This window comes from Gammaproteobacteria bacterium (genome assembly GCA_013214945.1).
Classification (GTDB): Bacteria; Pseudomonadota; Gammaproteobacteria; order Enterobacterales; family Psychrobiaceae; genus Psychrobium.
This window is the reverse complement of record JABSRT010000017.1, coordinates 86,071-101,302: the sequence shown is the minus strand read 5'-3', so window position 1 is coordinate 101,302 and position 15,232 is coordinate 86,071. Positions and strand designations below refer to the sequence as shown.

The 15,232-nt window shown below is 43.4% G+C and carries 13 protein-coding genes; 12 read left to right on the top strand and 1 reads right to left on the bottom strand.

All coding sequences use genetic code 11. The features are described from left to right. Positions 1–48: 48 nt before the first annotated feature. The 8 genes from HRU23_13900 (at position 49) to HRU23_13865 (ending at position 8,409) form a co-directional block, all read left to right on the top strand. Entirely contained in the window at positions 49–1,122 is a 1,074-nt protein-coding gene (locus tag HRU23_13900) for a branched-chain amino acid ABC transporter permease (protein NRA55232.1), read from the top strand. A gap of 187 nt (positions 1,123–1,309) precedes the next feature. Then, positions 1,310–2,515 carry an ABC transporter substrate-binding protein gene (locus HRU23_13895; protein NRA55231.1) on the top strand — a complete coding sequence of 402 codons (1,206 nt, stop codon included), beginning with the start codon at positions 1,310–1,312 and terminating at the stop codon, positions 2,513–2,515. 84 nt (positions 2,516–2,599) lie between these two features. Further along, entirely contained in the window at positions 2,600–3,418 is an 819-nt protein-coding gene (locus tag HRU23_13890) for an ABC transporter ATP-binding protein (protein ID NRA55230.1), read from the top strand. A 10-nt stretch (positions 3,419–3,428) separates the two neighbouring features. Beyond that, complete coding sequence (locus HRU23_13885; protein ID NRA55229.1) at positions 3,429–4,649, top strand: AMP-binding protein; 1,221 nt, start codon at positions 3,429–3,431, stop codon at positions 4,647–4,649. Positions 4,650–4,888: 239 nt separating this feature from the next. Beyond that, positions 4,889–5,821 carry a metal ABC transporter substrate-binding protein gene (locus HRU23_13880; GenBank protein NRA55228.1) on the top strand — a complete coding sequence of 311 codons (933 nt, stop codon included), beginning with the start codon at positions 4,889–4,891 and terminating at the stop codon, positions 5,819–5,821. Next, entirely contained in the window at positions 5,821–6,675 is an 855-nt protein-coding gene (locus tag HRU23_13875) for a manganese/iron ABC transporter ATP-binding protein (protein ID NRA55227.1), read from the top strand. The genes HRU23_13880 and HRU23_13875 overlap by 1 nt, the downstream gene beginning before the upstream one ends. Further along, positions 6,672–7,547, top strand: a complete 876-nt coding sequence (locus HRU23_13870) for a metal ABC transporter permease (protein ID NRA55226.1) — start codon at positions 6,672–6,674, stop codon at positions 7,545–7,547. The genes HRU23_13875 and HRU23_13870 overlap by 4 nt, the downstream gene beginning before the upstream one ends. Beyond that, entirely contained in the window at positions 7,540–8,409 is an 870-nt protein-coding gene (locus HRU23_13865; protein NRA55225.1) for a metal ABC transporter permease, read from the top strand. Before HRU23_13870 ends, HRU23_13865 begins: the two co-directional genes overlap by 8 nt. A 57-nt stretch (positions 8,410–8,466) precedes the next feature. On the opposite strand, the gene HRU23_13860 is transcribed toward HRU23_13865, so the two are convergent. Next, on the bottom strand, positions 8,467–10,257 hold the full coding sequence (locus HRU23_13860) for a diguanylate cyclase (protein NRA55224.1): 1,791 nt from the start codon (positions 10,255–10,257) through the stop codon (positions 8,467–8,469). Positions 10,258–10,735: 478 nt separating this feature from the next. Here HRU23_13860 and aroA point away from each other — a divergent pair, with 478 nt between their 5' ends. The 4 genes from aroA to HRU23_13840 all read left to right on the top strand — a co-directional run bounded on the left by aroA (position 10,736) and on the right by HRU23_13840 (position 15,019). Continuing rightward, entirely contained in the window at positions 10,736–12,019 is a 1,284-nt protein-coding gene (aroA, locus tag HRU23_13855) for a 3-phosphoshikimate 1-carboxyvinyltransferase (protein NRA55223.1), read from the top strand. 168 nt (positions 12,020–12,187) lie between these two features. Further along, positions 12,188–12,880, top strand: a complete 693-nt coding sequence (gene cmk, locus HRU23_13850) for a (d)CMP kinase (GenBank protein NRA55222.1) — start codon at positions 12,188–12,190, stop codon at positions 12,878–12,880. A 96-nt stretch (positions 12,881–12,976) separates the two neighbouring features. Next, positions 12,977–14,647: a 30S ribosomal protein S1 gene (gene rpsA / locus HRU23_13845; GenBank protein ID NRA55221.1), complete on the top strand. Its 1,671-nt coding sequence runs from the start codon at positions 12,977–12,979 to the stop codon at positions 14,645–14,647. Positions 14,648–14,728: 81 nt separating this feature from the next. Beyond that, a complete protein-coding gene (locus HRU23_13840) occupies positions 14,729–15,019 on the top strand; it encodes an integration host factor subunit beta (protein NRA55220.1) in 291 nt (96 codons plus the stop codon). The last annotated feature ends 213 nt before the right edge of the window (positions 15,020–15,232 follow it).

Below are 15,232 nucleotides of genomic sequence, written 5' to 3'. Positions count from 1 at the left end.
TTGCGACAAATGACATGACGCTCAATAGTTACTCATTAGGAATATATTATGTCGACGACATCGATGCGACCGTGCGGGGATTTTCGCACCAGTTATAAGCAAGATAATACAATTTTTGAAACAAAATTTATCTGGGCCAGCGCTTGCGCGTTGATTGTGGCGCTGTGTTTTGCGCCGCTAGTGTTAGACGAATACTACCTCAGTATCTTCATTCAGATAGCTTACTTTGGCGTCGCGGCACTCGGGCTCAATATTTTAGTGGGTTTTACCGGCCAAATTTCATTAGGTCACGGCGCCTTTTTTGGTTTTGGCGCTTTTGCCTCGGCCTGGCTTAATACCGTGCAAGGCATTCCGGTTCTTTTCGCTATTCCACTGGCTGGTTTCATGACCATGGCAGTTGGCATGATGTTTGGATTGCCAGCGGCGCGGATTAAAGGCTTGTATTTAGCGATTGCGACCTTGGCTTCACAATTTATTATTGAAGACTTTTTTGCCCGTGCTAACTGGTTCTCTGGTGGCTCGTCGGGTGCGTTAGCCGAGCCGGTCACAATTTTTGGTTATGTTTTTGATACCGACCAAAGTTTTTTCTACATCGCGTTATTTACCTTAGTAACTATGTACATTTGGGCCAGTAATTTAATGCGAAGCCGTGATGGTCGCGCGTTTGTGGCGGTTCGCGATCATTATCTTTCGGCTGAAATTATGGGCATTAACCTGACTAAATATCGCTTACTGTCCTTTGGTATTTCGGCGTTTTATGCCGGTGTTGGCGGCGCATTATATGGTCACTATTTGGGATATGTGTCGGCAGAAGGCTTTACCATTATGCTGTCAATTCAATTTTTGGCGATGTGTATTATTGGCGGCCTTGGCTCAATAAAAGGCACGCTAATGGGCGTGATATTTATGGTGTTATTGCCGGAAGGGCTTGAAGGCATGGTTGGTCTGATGAAGGAAACAGATTGGGGCAATATTCCTGCGGTCGTCGATGGCATTGCTTATTTAAAAGAGATGGCGGTTGGTGCTGCGATTATTTTGTTTTTAATTTTCGAACCCGAAGGCTTAGCCCATCGCTGGCAGCAGATTAAAAATTATTGGAAATTTTATCCATTTGCTTATTGATTTGAAATGAATTTTTAAAGTCGCATTAAAATCGTTGCAACTAGGGGCGGTTTAAATGCAATAACAACCCACAATAAACTGATAAAAACACAGGAATGTTATTATGTCTCAGGTATTTAATCATAGAAATGTTGGTCAAGTTAACTTTGCTCTATCAAAAATTGCGACCGCAGTTTTTGTAACGACAATGAGTTTAGCCGCGGTCTCAGCCCAGGCTAAAGACTCTGTTTTTGTTGGCCACCTCGCAGATTTGTCGGGGCCAACGGCCTTCGTTGGTAAGTATTATGCCAATGGAGTGCGTGATTCATTGGCGTATATCAATGCTAATGGTGGCATTGATGGCACGACGTTAGAATTTGAAACCATCGATTATGCGTATAAAGTACCGCAAGCGATCGGTGCCTATAAAAAGTGGAAAAGTCGCAAAAAAATGGTTGCGATGCAAGGGTGGGGTACCGCTGATACTGAAGCGTTAATCACCTTTGTTGCAAAAGATAAAATTCCGGTATATTCAGCGTCTTATTCCGGCCACTTAACCGATCCAACCGGTAAAAACCCACACACCAAAAAACCGGCCCCTTATAACTTCTTTTACGGCGCCTCCTATTCCGATTCTTGTCGGGCATTGGTGCAATGGGCTAACGCCGATTGGAAAAAACAAGGCAAGGCTGGCAAACCCAAATTTACCCATATTGGGGCTAATCATCCGTTTCCAAATGCGCCTAAAAAAGCCTGTGCAGAATATGCAACCGAGTTAGGTTTTGAGGTGATGCCGCCGGTGGTAGTCTCAATGAAACCTGGCGACTTTAAAGCCCAGTGTTTAACCCTTAAAAACTCTAAAACAAACTACGGTTATATCGGTAATTTAGGGGGGTCTGTGCTGTCGTTGATTAAATCTTGTAATACGGTTGGCACTAAGTTGCAGTTTATGTCCAATGTTTGGGGTGGCGATAAAAAGACCTTCAGTGCCATTGGCGAAGGGGTTAAAGATTATATTTTTCCCGCGATGACCGCGTTTTGGAATGATAACGTGCAAGGCATGCAATTGGTGCGTGAAATATCAAAGCTATCAGATCCGAGCGGTACCAAAGAGCGTCCTCACCATTATACACGTGGTGTTTGTTCGGTGTTTTTCATGAAAGAAGCGATGCAATGGGCGAAAAATAATGGCGGCATCACTGGTGAAAATATCAAAAAAGGGATGTATGCGGCTAAAAACTGGGAGCCAAAAGGGCTTGAAGGAGTCTGTTTGCCAGCGACTTTGACTGCAGAAGATCACCGTGGTCTTAACACCGTTAATATCTATAAAGGTAATTACAATGGCGGTGATATTAAAATTGAACGCGTTAATCAGATAACGCTTGAACGTCGTGAAGATTGGTTAGGTTACTAGGAATATCGAGTGTTAGCTAAGTGGCATTGTGCCGCTTAGCTCAATTTAACCGATAACTGAGCTTGTTTGTAAGGGAGAGTACTAATGAGTGCTGTGGCAAAAATAGAAACCGCACCGCCAATGCTGGCAATTAATAATATTGAAGTCGTTTACGATGAAGTCATTCAAGTATTACGCGGCGTGACATTAGAAGTGCCCCAAGGGGATATCGTGACGTTGCTTGGACCTAATGGCGCCGGTAAATCAACCACCCTCAAGGCCATTTCTGGGCTGCTACGTAGCGAGTATGGTGAAGTCACTCGCGGTGATATTCATTTCATGGGCGAGCGGCTTGATAAACAGTTGGCAGAAGACATCGTACGCAGTGGTATTTTTCAGGTGATGGAAGGGCGGCGCATTATCGAAGACATGACCAGTTTAGAAAATCTAAAACTGGGTGCTTATACCCGCAGTGATTCTAAAATCGCGCAAGATATCGAAATGGTTTATCACTTTTTTCCACGACTAAAAGAGCGCACTGGTTTAGCCGGTTATTTGTCTGGTGGCGAGCAACAGATGTTGGCGATTGGTCGGGCGCTAATGGCCAGACCCAAAATGATTTTACTCGACGAACCTTCAATGGGCCTATCGCCATTATTGGTTAAAGAGGTATTTAAAATCATTGAACAGATTAATAAAGAGCAGGGCATTACGATTTTACTGGTTGAACAAAATGCTAATTATGCGTTACGTGCCGCCGATTATGGTTACATTATGGAATCGGGGAAAATAGTAATGGATGGCACCGGTGATGAGTTATTAGCGAATGAAGATGTAAAAGAATTCTATCTCGGTGGTGGTAATGAAGAGCGCAAAAGTTTTAAAAATTTAAAATCATATAAACGCCGTAAACGCTGGCTGTAAGGAATAATAAATGAGTGATTTTTTTGACCCCCAAGAATGCCAATCGCCGCCATTACGTGAGGCGAGCTTGCTAGAGCAGCTGCCACAACTTATTGCGAGGGCCACTGCGCATTGTGATTATTATCAGTCGTCACTGGCCGCAATATTACCGGCCCAGATAAATTCACGCGCCAGCCTGGCCACCTTACCTTTATTACGTAAAAGCGATTTAATCGAGCTGCAAGCCAAGCAACGACCTTTTGGTGGCGTTAGTGCTAATAATGCCACCATTGGCCGAATATTTCAGTCGCCAGGGCCAATTTATGATCCGCAAGGTCAAGGTGAAGATTTTTGGCGCACGGGGCGGGCCTTTTATGCCGCGGGATTTCGAGCCGGAGACTTGGTGCAAAATTGCCTGTCATATCATTTAACGCCAGGTGGTTTTATTCTCGATGCTGGGGCTAAAGCTTGCGGCTGTGTGGTGATCCCCGCAGGACCCGGGCAAACCGAACAACAGTTAGCAGTAATTAATGATCTTAAACCTCAAGGTTATTGCGGTACCCCTTCATTTTTAAATATTTTGCGCCAGCAGGGCGATATCAGTTCAATTAAGAAAGCACTGGTAACTGGCGAAGCGCTGCCTGAATCATTACGCATGAGTTTCGAGGAGGACGGTATTAGCGTGTTGCAAGCTTATGCTAGTGCCGATGTGGGATTAATCGCGTATGAGTCCAGTGCCAAAGAAGGTTTGATTGTCAGTGAGGATATTTTACTCGAAATCGTGCGCCCTGGTACTAATCAGCCAGTGGCGCAAGGCGAAGTTGGCGAAGTGGTTATCACCAGCTTTAACCCAGATTACCCGTTAATTCGCTTTGCAACTGGCGACTTGTCGGCGTTGTTGCCAGGCACTAGCCCGTGTGGCCGCACAAATATGCGAATTAAAGGTTGGCTCGGCCGCGCTGATCAAACCACCAAAATAAAAGGCATGTTTGTGCATCCTGCGCAAATTGCAGCGGTTGCTAAGCGACACTGTGACATTGAAAAAGCGCGGCTGGTGGTTACTAATCACAATCACCGTGACCAAATGACCTTGCAAATTTCACTAAGCAGTACTGACTCTGAGCTTGATTTTGGCTTAGTTAGTGCTTCGGTCAAAGCCATTACTAATCTTAACGCGCTAATAGAATTGGTGGCACCTGATGCATGGCTTAACGATGGCAAGGTGATTGACGACCAACGTGATTACACTTAACTAACCAAGTAAGCAACCAAGCAACCAAGCAGTTAAGTACATAACCAAGTAAACAAACTAGTAATTTATCTTTCGTTTACAGTATTTAAATCCTATCTAACCAATCAATAATCAAGTGGCCTTAATAGGTTACTTGGTTACCTTTTTAATTTTCAACTGAAAATCATTCTCATTTGTATTGAAGCGCTGCGTTGTCCTTGCTACCATCAATAAGATTAATAATAAAAAGAGGCAGTCAGATGTTTGGTTTGAGTAAATTGGTAGTAAGTTTAATTTGGGCGTTGTCGATATTTGTATTACTCAGTGGTCCCTCATCGGCCGAACAAGTCAAAAAATTTAAGGTTATTACAACGTTTACTGTGATTGCCGATATGGTGAGAAATGTAGCGGGCGATCGGGCAATCGTATCTTCTATTACCAAACCCGATGCCGAAATACATAATTACCAAACTACACCGGGAGATATCCGCCGCGCTCAAGGCGCAGACTTAATTATTTACAATGGTTTAAACCTTGAGCTGTGGTTTGAAAAATTCTTTAACAATTTAAGCGATGTGCCGCGGGTTGTCGTCACTACTGGCATTGTGCCAATGGGGATTCATCAAGGGCCTTATCGCGGTAAACCCAACCCCCACGCTTGGATGTCGGCCAGCAATGCGCTTATTTATATTGAAAATATTCGTCTTGCTTTGGTTAAGTACGACCCGGACAACCGCGCTGCTTACAATGCTAATGCATCACGTTATGCTAAGCAGGTAAATGCTGCTGTTGCGCCGTTTAAAACAAAACTCGCTGGTTTAACTAAGCATAACAATTGGTTAGTGACCAGTGAGGGGGCTTTTAGTTATTTAGCACGAGATTTTGAGTTACAAGAGCTATTTTTATGGCCAATTAACGCCGATGCACAAGGTACTCCGCAACAAGTACGCCAAGTGATCGACCAAATTCGTCAACATAAAATATCGGTGATCTTTAGTGAAAGTACTGTTTCTGCCAAACCCGCTCAGCAAGTGGCGCGCGAGACGGGTGCAACTTATGCTGGCGTGCTTTATGTTGACTCGCTCAGTACCAGCAATGGGCCAGTGCCAACCTATATTGATTTATTAAAAGTTACCTTGGCAACTATTACTTCGGGTTTGGTGCCTGTGAACGATACTGGGGAGTCTCAATGATGCTTGGATTAGCCGTAAAAGATATTAGTGTCACTTATCGTAATGGTCACAATGCGCTTCATAATACCAGCTTTGACTTGCCTCAGGGCACTATTACCGCGCTGGTGGGCATTAATGGTAGTGGCAAGTCAACCTTGTTTAAATCAATTATGGGTTTTGTCACATTAGCGAAAGGCAGCGTAGAAATATTAGGCATGGCGGTCAATAAAGCGCTTAAGAGTAATTTGGTGGCCTATGTGCCTCAAAGTGAAGAAATAGATTGGAATTTTCCGATCTTGGTTGAAGACGTGGTGATGATGGGGCGTTATGGACACATGAATATGTTTCGTCGCGCCAAGGCTATTGATCATCAATGGGTTAGTACAGCGCTTGAGCGGGTCAATATGAGTGAGTTTCGCCATCGCCAAATTGGCGAGTTGTCGGGCGGGCAAAAAAAGCGGGTGTTTCTAGCGCGAGCACTGGCACAACAAAGTCAGGTTATTTTACTCGATGAACCTTTTACTGGGGTCGATGTTAAAACCGAACAACAGATCATGGCCTTGTTGCGTGAGCTGCGGGCTGAGGGCAAAGTAATTTTGGTCTCGACCCACAATTTAGGCAGTGTGCCTGATTTTTGCGATCGCACGGTGTTAATTAATAAAACGGTATTAGCTTGTGGTCCAACCGAGGAAGTTTTTATACCTGAAAACTTACAACTGGCATTTGGTGGCTCATTGCGGCATTTTGTTCTGGCTGGTAAAGATCTACATACCGATGATGACAAGCGGACCTTAACCGTATTATCGGATCAAGATCGACCGGTGATATTGTATGGTCAAACCAAACAAACACCGGTGTCGAGCAGCTACCAATGATCGAACATCTATTGTTACCATTTCAGTATAACTACATGATAAATGCAATGTTTGTTAGCGCATTAGTTGGTGGGGTGTGTGCTTTTTTATCGGTATATTTAATGCTTAAAGGCTGGTCGCTGATTGGTGATGCTTTGTCTCATTCGATAGTGCCCGGTGTTGCAGGGGCTTATATGCTGGGTTTACCTTTTTCGCTGGGGGCTTTTTTTTCCGGTGGGTTGGCAGCAGCTACTATGCTATTTCTTAGCGAACGCTCGAAGCTAAAAGAAGACGCGATTATAGGGTTAATTTTTAGTTCTTTTTTTGGTTTAGGTTTGTTTATGGTGTCTATCTCACCAACTACGATCAATATTCAAACCATAGTACTGGGTAATATCTTGGCGATTACGCCCAGTGATACAGTGCAATTATTATTGATTGCGGGTATTTCGTTGCTGGTGTTATTGGTTAAATGGCAAGACTTGATGGTGGTTTTTTTTGATGAAAACCATGCACGCAGTATTGGCCTTAACCCCAAGGCATTGAAGATATTATTTTTTACTTTACTGAGCGCCTCAACTGTCGCTGCGTTACAAACGGTTGGAGCTTTTTTAGTGATTGCAATGGTCGTGATCCCCGGAGCAACGGCTTATTTGCTTAGCGACCGTTTTGGCTGGGTGATCATCTTGAGCGTGGCTATCGGTAGTTTAAGCTCACTGCTAGGTGCCTATTTGAGTTTTTATCTTGATGGAGCCACCGGTGGCATCATTGTGGTAACCCAAGCACTACTCTTTTTATTGGCGTTTACCTTTGCGCCAAAGCATGGCTATTTGGCAGCGCGCCGACGAGCACGGCATAGTCTTAAAAAATCACCGGAGTTAACTCATGGATAGTGTAATCACCGAATTACTTGCCCCTTTTAGTTTTGTTTTTATGCAGCAAGCGTTGATTATTGTGGTGCTAGTTGCAGTGCCAACTGCGTTACTTTCTTGTTTTTTGGTTCTTAAAGGCTGGTCATTGATGGGAGACGCTATTTCTCACTCTGTTTTACCGGGCATAGTGATTGCTTATGTGCTAGCGATCCCCTATGCCGTTGGGGCGTTTGTCGCCGGGATTTTTTGCGCGCTGGCGACCGGTTTTATAAAAGATCATTCGCGGCTTAAAGAAGACACGGTAATGGGCATCGTCTTTTCCAGCATGTTTGGCTTGGGATTGGTATTGATGACCAAAATAGAGACGGGGGTTCATCTTGACCATATTTTATTTGGTGATGTGTTAGGCATAAGTTGGCGTGATATCGCAGATGTCAGTGTAATAACCTTGCTGGTATTGGTGTTTATTGTGGTTAAAGGTAAAGATTTACTGGTTTATGTGTTTGACCACCAACATGCCAAAGCGATAGGTTTACCGGTAAAGTGGTTACATTACGGTTTGTTATCAATATTGTCGCTCACCATAGTCGGGGCCCTTAAAGCCGTTGGTATGATTTTAGTGATTGCGTTATTAATTGCGCCAGGCGCAATAGCCTTTTTATTGACCGCTAAATTTAACACCATGATGTGGTTGTCGGTGTTAATTTCGGTAACCTCATCGGTGTTAGGTGTTTATAGTAGTTTTTACCTTGATAGCGCCCCAGCCCCAACGATTATCATGGTGATGTCATTGTGTTTTATCGTGGTGTTTTGTTATACCAGCTATCGAAATAAGCAGATTGCTAATAGAGTAGGGGAAGTGCCTGGCGTGACTCAACCCTAATAATATTAAAACTTAAGCTTATAAAATGAAGCATTAGCTCATAAAATAGGGCTTAGCTTAACTTTGGTCGAGGTGGGCTTGATTGTAGTAATTAAAGCTATTTTTTCCTTGGCCTTTGACCTGATACATCGCACTGTCGGCATGACGCATTAGTTGCGACATGTCGAGACTATCGTCGGGATAAACCGACATGCCAATGCTTAAGGTCAATTTAGTATCATCGCCTGGCACAGGCAGCAATACTTCGATTGAAGCGATAATTTTTTGTGCTATATGGTGACTGTCTTGTAATGTCGTCACTTTGGACAATATGATCAAAAACTCATCGCCGCCAATTCTTGCCACCACATCATCTTGACGGACACAACTGGTTAGCTTGTCTGACACATCAGTTAGTACTTTATCGCCAACATGATGTCCGTAGGTGTCATTAATGAGCTTAAAGTCATCAAGGTCGATAAACATTAACACTACTCGCGTCGCGCTTTGCTGAGCTTGGCTCATTAAGCTTGGTAAAATATCAAGTGCATATTTTCTGGTTTTAAGGCCTGTTAAGCTGTCGTGATCCACTACATGGCGTAATTCTTGGTGTAAATTAGAACGTTCGATCGCATTTTTCTTAAAAATGACTAAGGCATTAGCCATTAATCCAACTTCATCTTTACGGTCGTTGACCGAAATATTGACCGCAAGCTCGTTATTTGACAGCTTATCCATCATTCGGGTCATGGCGACAATCGGTTGCGAAATATCAGTGGCGAGTAAATAACCCAGTAAACAGATAACGGATGCTATCAGCACGCCGCTGATTAATAGAAAGTTGCTTAAGGTATAAACCGGCTGCATAACTTCAGCGTGATCAATTTCAACCAACATTGCCCAACGTGTCCCCAGAAAATCAATCGGAGTATAAGCAGAAAAAACTGAGATATTGCGATAGTCGCTGATAATGTCAATGCCGCTTCTTCCTTGCAGTGCTTGAACCACTGAGCTGGTTTCGACTTTTTTAACCAGAATACTGCGATTGGTTAAAAATCGAGAGTTACTGCGCAGTAATAAATCCTGGCCGACTAAATAAGTTTCCCCGGTTGAGCCCATGCCCGCAGTAACTTGCATAATATTATCGAGTGGTTCAATCGGCATTTGATAAATAACAACGCCCAGATAATTGTGTTGATGATCAAATACCGAGGCCCCAATAAAGCTGGCTGGTTTGTTGCCACTTGGGGCATAAGTGGTAAAATCGGCAAAGATTAATTTGCCAACTTCAGGCTTGGCGTTTATCTGTTTAAATACCGACGCAAGCTCGGTACTGCGCCAAGGACCGGTTAAAAGATTGGTGGCATAATCGGATTCTTTGTTGACGGTGTAAACCAAGTTGCCGTTGGTATCGATTAAAAAGAAATCGTAAAAAGAGCGACTTTCGAGCATATTTTTAAAAATAGGATGATATTGGTAATGTACTTGGCTATACCTGCTGCTATCAGTTGCCGATAACAAGGCACCTTTTTGACCCGCTTTATAAGGGTTACGCTCAATGTACAATTGCTGTAAATAACGTTCTCGTGTTGGCGGCAGTTTGTTCCACGCGATACTGAAATCATTTAAGGCATTAATGACCAGTGGGCTTTGGGCATGAAACTTAGTTTTATGTTCTATATTATAGAAATATTGCTCTAAGGTAGACTTTCTCGATTCTAACAGCGCCACTAATTTTTCTTGAGCCGCTAGTTTCATGCTGTCAGTGGTATTAATAAAAGCAATGACCCCGGTAGCTATAGCCGATAGCAGCGCCAGTGAGATCATAACCATTGGAAACTTTCGGGTGATTTTTACATCTTTTAACATAACATTCCAAGTAAGATAAAGATCCAATACATTTGGCTCTGTTGTACTAAAGTGTTGCCACTTGAACAGCAAGTCGCCGTAAATCCATCCGTGGAGGCTCCGGACCAGCATCCATGCTGCTCAAGCTTGCTTTATCAAACACCAACACTTTCAATTAGTTGTAAAGCTAGCTACATTTAAGGTGAACAGAGCCAATACATTTAACTCTAAGTTATGACAAATAGAGCGTTATTTCAACTAAGTTCCTTGTTAGTCTGCTGGTATTTAGTCGAGCGACTTAGCTGTCTTTTAACCAGCTTAAACCTGGCTAAAGACTAAGCGCGGCATGGCGAGGTTTGTACTTAAGGCTGCTGAGTAAATAGACGAACAATGGGCGATAAGTTAATTAGTATAAGTTAGTTCAATTAAGGGATTGGCACAGCCGCCTTACACTGGCATTATGTTTGGCTTTGTAGTTACTGATAACCCGAGGAAATGTATGGATTCCCTAACGCTTCAACCGATTCAATCTGTCAATGGCACCGTCAATTTACCTGGCTCTAAAAGTCTGTCGAATCGTGCTTTATTATTAGCCGCGCTGGCTACAGGGACAACCCATATTAAGAATTTGCTCGACAGTGACGATATCCGTCACATGTTAGATGCGTTAACGACTCTTAATGTTAAATACCAATTATCTGACGATCGCAGCGAGTGTATTGTCGAAGGTAATGGTGGGCCAATTGATTTTAATGGCGACTGCGAAATGTATCTTGGCAATGCCGGCACGGCCATGCGACCTTTGTGTGCCGCTTTATGTTTAGGCCAAGGCACTTTCACCTTAACGGGTGAACCGCGGATGTCAGAACGGCCAATCGACAGTCTAGTTGAAGCGCTTACTGCAATGGGCGCCGATATTAGCTACCATGATTTCGATGGTTTTCCACCGCTAACCATCAAAGGTACTGGCTTAAAGGGCGGTAAAGTTGCGATTGATGGTACGGTTTCAAGTCAGTTTTTAACCGCTTTCTTAATGGCGGCACCTTTAGCTCAAGGCGATATAGAAATTGAAATTGTCGGTGAACTGGTTTCAAAACCTTATATTGAAATCACTCTTGATCTGATGCAAAAATTTGGCATTGCAGTCAGCCATAAAAACTTGCAAAGCTTTCATATCAAAGGTGGTCAAACTTATATCGCGCCTGGTGAATTACATGTTGAAGGTGATGCTTCATCAGCCAGCTATTTCTTGGCCGCTGCTGCCATTAAAGGCGGTAGCGTTACCGTTACCGGTATTGGCAGTGATTCAGTGCAAGGCGATATAAAATTTGCCGATGTGTTGGAGAAAATGGGCGCAAAAGTATCGTGGCAGCCTAATTCAATTACGGTAACAGCAGGTAAACTTCAGGCTGTTGATATGGACATGAACCATATTCCTGATGCGGCAATGACAATTGCCACCACCGCGCTATTTGCCAGCGGCACTACCACTATCCGTAATATATATAACTGGCGGGTAAAAGAAACGGATCGTTTAGCTGCGATGGCCACCGAATTACGAAAAGTAGGTGCTATAGTTGATGAAGGGCATGACTACATTAGCATTACGCCACCGACTCAACTGACCGAAGCGGCAATTGATACCTATAATGACCATCGAATCGCGATGTGTTTCTCATTAGTGGCGTTAAGTGATACGCCAGTGACCATTAATGATCCCGGTTGCACGTCGAAAACATTTCCGACATATTTTGAATGCTTTAGTGCTGTTTGTGGCAAATAAATAAGTTATATGACTGAAATGTTAGTCACGAAAGTGATTAAATTTTGGTTAATCGTATCCTCAGCGACATTTGTGCTGTAGAATTTGCCGCGAAATTTGCAGCGCAACCTATAACAAAAAAATAACATTGGGTCCTTGCGCTGCTGCAGACAACAAAAGGAGCAAGGTATGGCGGCTGTTTTGCCTATAATAACTATTGACGGTCCTAGTGGCGCTGGCAAAGGAACCATCGCGCGCTTACTAGCGGATAAGCTCGGTTGGCCATTACTCGACAGTGGTGCTATCTATCGCGTACTCGCCTTGGCAGCTATCCATCATAATGTTGAACTTGATAATGAAGAAGCACTGACGCCATTGGCTGGGCATCTTGATGTCCGTTTTGCCAGTGAAAATGGTTCGATCAAAGTGGTGCTCGAAGGTGAAGACGTTTCACGCGAAATTCGCAGTGAAAAAATTGGTAATGCGGCATCGAAAGTAGCGGCGTTTCCCCGAGTTCGTGAAGCGTTATTACGCCGTCAACGAGCGTTTCTAACGGCTGATGGCTTGATTGCAGATGGCCGTGATATGGGAACGGTGGTGTTCCCCACCGCTCCGGTCAAGTTATTTTTAACCGCCAGCGCTCAAGAGCGTGCCGAACGCCGCTTTGCACAGTTGCAAGAAAATGGCTTTGATGCTAATATTCATTCCCTTTTAAGTGAAATTAATGAGCGTGATGAACGTGATCGCAACCGTGTTGTGGCTCCGTTAGTTCCCGCTGATGATGCACTTGTTGTGGATTCGACTGGCTTGACGATTGACGAAGTATTATCTGTTGTGATTAAACACGCAGCTGGTTCTTTCGATTTTAATCGAGCTGGTTAAAAAAACCTAATTACTCATTCAAGGATGAAAGAGTATTAATTAACAACCCCGTTGTCGCCGGATTGCGTCGATGGATTGAAAATGTGAATTTAAAACATGACTGAATCTTTTGCTCAACTATTCGAAGAGTCTCTGTTACAACTAGAAACTCGCACTGGCGCTATTGTTAAAGGTACTGTAATCCGTATCGAACGTGGTACTGTACTTGTAGACGCAGGTCTAAAATCAGAAAGCCCAATCCCAGCTGAACAATTCAAAAACGCTCTTGGCGAACTTGAAGTATCTGTTGGCGACATCGTTGACGTTTGTATCGATGCTATCGAAGATGGCTTCGGCGAAACTCAACTTTCTCGTGAAAAAGCTAAGCGCCATGAGTCTTGGGGTGTTCTTGAGAAGGCTTTCGAAGAGCAAGAAACTATCGTTGGTGTTATCAACGGTAAAGTTAAAGGTGGTTTCACTGTTGAAGTTAACACCATCCGTGCTTTCTTACCTGGTTCATTAGTAGACGTTCGTCCAGTTCGTGATACTTCTCACCTTGAAGGCAAAGAACTAGAATTCAAAGTTATCAAACTTGATCAAAAGCGTAACAACGTTGTTGTTTCTCGTCGCGCAGTTATCGAAACTGAAAACAGTGCAGAACGTGAAGAACTACTTGCAAGCTTGCAAGAAGGTCTTGAAGTTAAAGGTATTGTTAAGAACCTTACTGACTACGGCGCGTTCGTTGACCTTGGCGGTATCGATGGTCTACTACACATTACTGATATGGCTTGGAAACGTGTTAAGCACCCAAGCGAAATCGTTACTGTTGGTGATGAAATCAACGTTCGTGTACTTAAGTACGATCGTGAAAAGACTCGTGTATCTCTTGGTCTTAAGCAAATGGGTGAAGATCCATGGGTTTCAATCGCTGGTCGTTTCCCAGAAGGCACCAAGCTTACTGGTCGCGTAACGAACTTAACTGACTACGGCTGTTTCGTTGAGATTCAAGAAGGCGTTGAAGGTCTAGTACACGTTTCTGAAATGGATTGGACTAACAAAAACATCCACCCAAGCAAAGTTGTTAGCTTGGATGATACTGTTGAAGTTATGGTTCTTGACATCGACGAAGAACGTCGTCGTATCTCTCTAGGTCTTAAGCAATGTATCGCTAACCCTTGGTCAGAGTTCTCTTCTAAGTTCGCTAAAGGCGATCGCGTTTCTGGTAAGATCAAATCAATCACTGATTTCGGTGTATTCATTGGTCTTGACGGCGGCATCGACGGTCTTGTTCACCTTTCTGACATTTCTTGGAATGTTTCTGGTGAAGACGCAGTTCGTGAATTCGCTAAAGGCGACGAAATCGAAGCTGTTGTTCTTGCAGTTGACGCTGAGCGTGAACGCATTAGCCTTGGTATCAAGCAATCTGAAGACGACCCGTTCAATAACTACCTAGCAGACAACAAAAAAGGTGCTATTGTTAATGGTAAGGTAACAGCGGTTGACGCTAAAGGCGCTACAATTGAACTAGCTGAAGGCGTTGAAGGTTACATCCGTGTTGCTGATATTTCACGTGACCGTGTTGAAGATGCTTCTACTGAGCTTAAAGAAGGTCAAGAAGTTGAAGCTAAGTTCGTTGGTGTTGATCGTAAAAACCGCGTTGTTAGCTTGTCAATCCGTGCTAAGGATGAAGCTGAAGAGAAATCTGCAGTTGATAACCTAAATAAAGCCGATGATAGCTTCTCTTCTAACGCAATGGCAGACGCGTTCAAGAAAGCAAACCGTGACTAATACGTGAAGTAACTGTTGCGAAGTACAGCTTTTTAGCTTAACTTCGTAACATCTATCATGGTATAGCGATAAGGAAGGTTTATGACTAAGTCGGAATTAATCGAAAGATTAGCACTGAAACAACTACACAAGTCGGCAAAGGATATCGAATTAGCCGTCAAAGAAATGCTGGATTTGATGGCAAATACGCTATCTGAAGGCGATCGAATTGAAATTCGTGGCTTTGGCAGTTTTTCGTTACATTACCGGGCTCCTCGTGTAGGACGTAATCCAAAATCAGGTGAAACAGTGGATTTAGGATCGAAATACGTTCCTCACTTTAAACCTGGTAAAGAATTACGAGAACGAGTCAATGCCAGTCTTAATGCATAAAATTGTTAAAATTTAATGCATCGTCGTATTAAAAAGCAGCCTTAGGGCTGCTTTTTTATTGCGTCAATTTTAACAACCCGAGTTCTGGACAAATTCGCTTATCCGGTACTCAAGTTTAATAATACCAATCCCATTAATTAAGTGACCACCTGTGCTTGATAAAACCCATTAATCGGGCGTTGCTCTCATTCCTAATAGCTCGCTATTACTCAA

What these genes read in the sequence shown, in the direction of transcription:
- HRU23_13875 (NRA55227.1), top strand. Translation starts at nt 5,821, where the DNA reads ATGCTTGGATTAGCCGTAAAAGATATTAGTGTCACTTATCGTAATGGT.
- HRU23_13895 (NRA55231.1), top strand. Translation starts at nt 1,310, where the DNA reads ATGAGTTTAGCCGCGGTCTCAGCCCAGGCTAAAGACTCTGTTTTTGTT.
- HRU23_13880 (NRA55228.1), top strand. Translation starts at nt 4,889, where the DNA reads ATGTTTGGTTTGAGTAAATTGGTAGTAAGTTTAATTTGGGCGTTGTCG.
- HRU23_13870 (NRA55226.1), top strand. Translation starts at nt 6,672, where the DNA reads ATGATCGAACATCTATTGTTACCATTTCAGTATAACTACATGATAAAT.
- HRU23_13900 (NRA55232.1), top strand. Translation starts at nt 49, where the DNA reads ATGTCGACGACATCGATGCGACCGTGCGGGGATTTTCGCACCAGTTAT.
- cmk (NRA55222.1), top strand. Translation starts at nt 12,188, where the DNA reads ATGGCGGCTGTTTTGCCTATAATAACTATTGACGGTCCTAGTGGCGCT.
- rpsA (NRA55221.1), top strand. Translation starts at nt 12,977, where the DNA reads ATGACTGAATCTTTTGCTCAACTATTCGAAGAGTCTCTGTTACAACTA.
- HRU23_13885 (NRA55229.1), top strand. Translation starts at nt 3,429, where the DNA reads ATGAGTGATTTTTTTGACCCCCAAGAATGCCAATCGCCGCCATTACGT.
- HRU23_13865 (NRA55225.1), top strand. Translation starts at nt 7,540, where the DNA reads ATGGATAGTGTAATCACCGAATTACTTGCCCCTTTTAGTTTTGTTTTT.
- HRU23_13860 (NRA55224.1), bottom strand. Translation starts at nt 10,257, where the DNA reads ATGTTAAAAGATGTAAAAATCACCCGAAAGTTTCCAATGGTTATGATC.
- HRU23_13840 (NRA55220.1), top strand. Translation starts at nt 14,729, where the DNA reads ATGACTAAGTCGGAATTAATCGAAAGATTAGCACTGAAACAACTACAC.
- aroA (NRA55223.1), top strand. Translation starts at nt 10,736, where the DNA reads ATGGATTCCCTAACGCTTCAACCGATTCAATCTGTCAATGGCACCGTC.
- HRU23_13890 (NRA55230.1), top strand. Translation starts at nt 2,600, where the DNA reads ATGAGTGCTGTGGCAAAAATAGAAACCGCACCGCCAATGCTGGCAATT.